Genomic DNA, 4,898 nt, shown 5'->3' on the forward strand with positions numbered 1-4,898 from the left:
GCCCTGCTCGATGACGGCGTCGAGGCCGCCGTCCATTCTCTCGACGAAGTCACGCGCCTGTGCCGTCTCGAGCGCGGACCACAGCTCGTCGTCGGTGGCGTCGGGTTTGCCGTAGCGAAGGTTCGACGCGACGGTGCCGGAGAACAGATAGGCGTGCTGCGGGACGAGGCCGATGCTGCCCCACAGCGCCTGCGGGTCGAGTTCGCGCACGTCGACGCCGTCGATGCGCACCGCGCCGGCCGACACGTCGAACAGTCGCGCGACGAGGCCGAGCACCGTCGACTTGCCCGAACCGGTCGAGCCGATGAGCGCGACGCGTTGGCCGGGGCGGGCGGTGAACGACAGGTCGCGCACGACAGGTTCGTCGGCGCCCGGATAGCGCATCTCGGCGTGCTCGAGTTCGACGACGCCGCGCACCCCACCGTCGGGCAGGATCGGTGACGCAGGCTCGACCACGCTCGAGCGCGTGTCCAGTACCGCCGTGATGCGCTCGGCAGCCACTGCGGCACGCGGAATCATGACGAGCATGAACGTGGCCATCATGATGGCCATGAGGATCTGCATGAGATAGCTCATGTACGCCGACAGCGCGCCGATCTGCAGGTCGCCGTCACCGACGCGGTGGCCGCCGAACCACCAGACGGCGACCGTCGAGAGGTTCATGACGAGGAACACCGTCGGAAACATGAAGGCCATGAGGTTGCCGACGCGGATCTGCGCGTTCGCGAGCGCCGAGTTGGCGGCGCCGAAACGCTGCAACTCGTGCGGTTCCCGGACGAACGCACGCACGACGCGGATGCCCGACAGGTGCTCGCGCATGACCCGGTTGACGCCGTCGAGCCGCTCCTGAACCGTGCGGAACCCGGGCACCATGCGCGAGACGATGAGACCGATCGCGACGGCCAGCACCGGCACGGCGACGACCATGAGCCACGACAACCCGACGTCCTGGTGCAGCGCCATCATGACGCCGCCCACCATCATGATCGGCGCCGTCACCATGAGGTTGGCGCCCATGAGAACGAGCATCTGCACCTGCTGCACGTCGTTCGTCGAGCGCGTGATGAGCGACGGCGCGCCGAACTCGGCGACCTCGCGCGAGCTGAAGCGCTGGACGGCGCCGAAGACGCGGGCCCGCATGTCGCGTCCGGCGTTCATCGCGATGCGGGCCGAGAACCAGGCCGCGCAGATCGCGGCGCACACCTGGACAACGCTGACGAGCAGCATCCAGCCGCCGGTGCGCCAGATGTAACCGGTGTCGGCGCGTACGACGCCGTGGTCGACGATGTCGGCGTTGAGGTTCGGCAGATACAGCGACGCGGCGACGCTGACGAGTTGCGCGGCGACGAGCCCGAGCAGCAACCGACCATGGGGCGCCAGCGACTGACGCACGAGTGAGACGAGCACGTGCTCAGCCTAGGTGCGCCAGGACCGACAACCCCGTCAGGTCGCGGTTGTCGGCGGTTTCGGCGCCCTCACGGCGCCGGTAGCATGGGCGGGTGAGTCACGTCGGGTATTCAGGGTTGTTCGGGCTCACGGGCCGTTGGTACGTCGTCGTCGCGTTCATCGCGCGCCTGCCACTGGCCATGTCGCAACTCGGCACGCTGCTGCTCGTCGCGACGACGACCGACTCCTACACCTACGCCGGCATCTGCGCGGGAGCGCTGGCGGTGTGCAACGCCATCGGTTCGCCCTGGTTCGGTTCCCTCACCGACCGGCTCGGCCAGACGCGCATCCTTCTCGTGCAGTGCCTCGGCGGCGCGGCGGGCCTCGTCGGTGTCGTCGCCACCCGCTACTTCGATACGCCCTGGTGGCTGACGGCCATCGTCGCGGCGCTCGCCGGGTTCGCGCTGCCGCAGATCGGTCAGCTCGCCCGCGTGCGCTGGCGTCCTATCATCGGATCGCACGGCGCCGATGGGCGGCTCGTCACGACCGCATTCTCCTACGAGGGAGCCGCGGACGAGGCGTCGTTCGTCGTCGGCCCGATGCTCGTCGGCGCGTTCGCGGCCTTGTTCGGGACGTGGGCGCCGCTGCTCGCCGCCTCGGCGCTGCTGCTGTGGTTCGGTCTGCAGTTCGCACGTCACCCCAGCGCCTCACTGGTCACGCCGGCCCCGACGGGCTCGTCGCGTATACCTGTGTGGAGCGCCGCGTTCACCGTCCTGTTCGTCGCGCAGTTCCTCATCGGCAACCTGTTCGGCTCGATCCAGACCGGTACGACGATGATGACGCGCGCCGCCGGCCACGCCGAGAGCGCCGGGTTGTTCCACGCGCTGCTCGGCATCGGTTCCGTCAGCGCCGGCCTCGCGTTGGGCCGCGTGCGCCGCACCCCGGATCACGCGCGCCGGCTGCTCCTCTTCGCGACGGCCATGTGGGTGCTGTCGCTGCCGTTGCTCGCCGTCGACGGGCTGTGGGGGCTCGCAGGTGAGCTCGTCATCCTCGGCTTCGCGATCGCGCCGTACATGATCACGACGTTCACGCTCGGCGAACTCATCACCGATCGCGGGCGCCTCGCGACGGCCATGACGTTCCTCGCCGGCGCGACAGGCCTCGGCTACGCCAGCGGAGCGGGCATCGCCGGACGCCTCGTCGACGCCCACGGCGCGACGGCCGCGTTCGCCGTCACGCTCACGGCGACGAGCGTCGCCCTCGTCCTCGCCGTCGCGGCGCGCGGTTTGTTGCGGCGCGCGCAAGCGCGCGCTGCGCAGGTGTGACCAGCCGACGTCGCTGACGTGGTGGTGCCGCGCCAGCGCCTCTCGTTAGGCTGAGGTCATGCCTCGTTTCACGCTTCCCGCTCTCGACTCCCCGGCCGCGCAGGCCGCCATCTCCGCCGCGACGGCGGCCGCCACGACGCTGGTGCGTCCCGCGCGCTTCCCGCGCTGGGTGCGACGCGGCGTCGCGATGTCGTCGACGCTGACGAGCGTCGGCATGGCGATGGCGGGCGAGCGCCGCCCCGCGAGCTCGCGCCTGGCCGACTCGAACAAGGCGATCAACGTCGTCGACGGGCGCGCCACGTCGTCGTCGATGAGCGACCTGGCCGCCGCCGCGACGGCCGGCATGGGCCTCGTGACGTCCGGGCTCGCGCTGCGCATCGACAAGAACGTCGAGAAAATGCTGCTCAAGCGCGGCGTGCGCCACCCGCGTCTGTGGATGGCTGTCGGAGCTGCGGCGATCAGCCTCGTCGGGCCGTACGTGACGAAGCAGATCCAGGCGTCCACGGCCCGTCTGCAGGAGAAGGCGCTGCCGAAGGAGACGCTCGAGTCGACGCTCAGCGACCCGCTCGGCACGAAGCAGAAGGCGTCTGCGCCGGCCGGTCAGATCGAGTCCGCGAACACCTCACGCCCCGCGGCCGGCGACGACGACGAGCGCCGCGAGAGCGACGAGCACACCGACCACTGAGAACACACGCGCGACGTCGGCACAGGCCGTCGCGGCACTTCGGGCGGCACCCGCTTCGGCGAGGTGCTGCCCGAAGCTCTTCTGCCACCGCGTCATCTTCGGCGCGCCCAGCGACGTGAACGGCAGGTAGCCGAGGACGACCGCGATCGCCGCCGCATCCCCGACCCAGCGCGCCGCTCCCCCGGCGCGCACACCGAACCAGGCGCCCGTCAGTGTTGCGACGGCGGCGAGGAACGCCGAACCGTGCCACAGCAGCGCGGCCCGCCGGCCGCTGCGCGCGTCGGGGCCGACCCGCGCCGCCATCCACGTGACGACGGACGTCCGCACCGAACGACGCGTCAGCAGGACGAGGGCCGCAGCAGCGACGACGAGCAGCAGGAGCAACCAGGACTTCACCGCGGCATTGTCTCGCGTTTCGCCGCGACCGCGCGCCGCGTTCGACGTCGTTGTCGTCGCGGACCTCGGCGTCGATCGCGCCGAGGCGATCAGTGATGCGGGGGCGAGCGCCCGGCCATCAGTGCGGCCTCGACGAATGTGGACGAAAATCGCCGATGGGTGCAGTGGGCGAGACGCGGGGGTCAGGCGCGGTCTTGTTCCTGCTCCATCTGCTGCACGAACTCGCGCTTGCTCGACTGCCACGCGTCCTCGTCGTGGCCGGGGCGCCAATATCCGGAGATCGACGCGTGCGCGCGAGCGACGCTCTTCTCGACGATGAGCAACCGGCGCATCTCCTTGATCATCTCGGCGTTGCCGTGCACGAACACGCGCAGCCCGTTGGGGGCATCACCGTCGCGCAGGCCCGGCACGTCGGCTGCGGCGACGACGTCGACGAGCCCGCCGCCGTGGCTGCGTGTCTCGTCCCGGTGCACCCAGACGAGGTTCATGTGCGGCAGTGCGCGCACCGGAGGGTACACGCTCGCGTCGGCCACCTCGAGCACGACGGTGCACGCGGCGTCCTGCGGCAGCGCGTCGAGCGCCGCGGCGATCGCGGGGTAGGCCGATTCGTCGCCGACGAAGAGGTGATGAGCGGCCTCCGACTCGGGCGCCCACGCGCCGCCGGGGCCGAGGAAGCCGATGACGTCGCCCGCTCGCGCCGCAGCCGCCCACGGCCCTGCGAGGCCGGTGTCACCGTGCACGACGAAGTCGATCGCCAAAGTTCCGGCCGCGTGGTCGATCGCCCGGATCGTGTAGGTGCGCGTCACCGGCCACTCCTCACGAGGGCGCTCGGCGCGGATCTGTTCGGGGTCGAACGGCGCTGCGTAGTCGGCCCCGCGCGGCGGGAAGAGGAGCTTGACGTAGGCGTCCGTCACCGGTTTCGGCTCGAGGGCGCGCAGCCCGTCCCCGCTGAAGTGGACGCGCACGAGGTCGCGGGTCAGCCGCTCGGTCCGCTCGACTCTCACGTGGGTGGGCGTTCGACGCGGGCGGGCCGGCGCTGCTTCGGTGCTCGTCACGATGTCCTCGTCTCGTCGGGGCTCCTCGGCGCCGCAGGGGCACCTCGCTGC

At 70.9% G+C, this 4,898-nt stretch carries 5 protein-coding genes; 2 read left to right on the top strand and 3 right to left on the bottom strand.

Translation table 11 applies throughout. The features are described from left to right. A partial coding sequence (locus B2284_RS09385) for an ABC transporter ATP-binding protein (RefSeq protein ID WP_286697412.1) occupies positions 1-1,407 on the bottom strand: 1,407 nt, incomplete at its 3' end. A 92-nt stretch (positions 1,408-1,499) separates the two neighbouring features. On the opposite strand from B2284_RS09385, the gene B2284_RS09390 reads away from it, so the two are divergent. Further along, positions 1,500-2,711: an MFS transporter gene (locus B2284_RS09390; protein ID WP_062256347.1), complete on the top strand. Its 1,212-nt coding sequence runs from the start codon at positions 1,500-1,502 to the stop codon at positions 2,709-2,711. Between the two features lie 58 nt (positions 2,712-2,769). Next, positions 2,770-3,396, top strand: a complete 627-nt coding sequence (locus tag B2284_RS09395; RefSeq protein ID WP_074041014.1) for a hypothetical protein — start codon at positions 2,770-2,772, stop codon at positions 3,394-3,396. On the opposite strand, the gene B2284_RS09400 is transcribed toward B2284_RS09395, so the two are convergent. After that, positions 3,334-3,792 (bottom strand): hypothetical protein, encoded by a 459-nt coding sequence (locus tag B2284_RS09400; RefSeq protein WP_074045677.1) that lies wholly within the window; start codon positions 3,790-3,792, stop codon positions 3,334-3,336. The genes B2284_RS09395 and B2284_RS09400 overlap by 63 nt on opposite strands. A 182-nt stretch (positions 3,793-3,974) precedes the next feature. Beyond that, on the bottom strand, positions 3,975-4,898 hold a 924-nt coding region (locus B2284_RS09405), incomplete at its 5' end, for a siderophore-interacting protein (RefSeq protein ID WP_286697413.1).

The sequence above is a fragment of the Dermacoccus sp. UBA1591 genome (genome assembly GCF_002322065.1).
GTDB classification, from domain to species: Bacteria; Actinomycetota; Actinomycetes; order Actinomycetales; family Dermatophilaceae; genus Dermacoccus; species Dermacoccus nishinomiyaensis.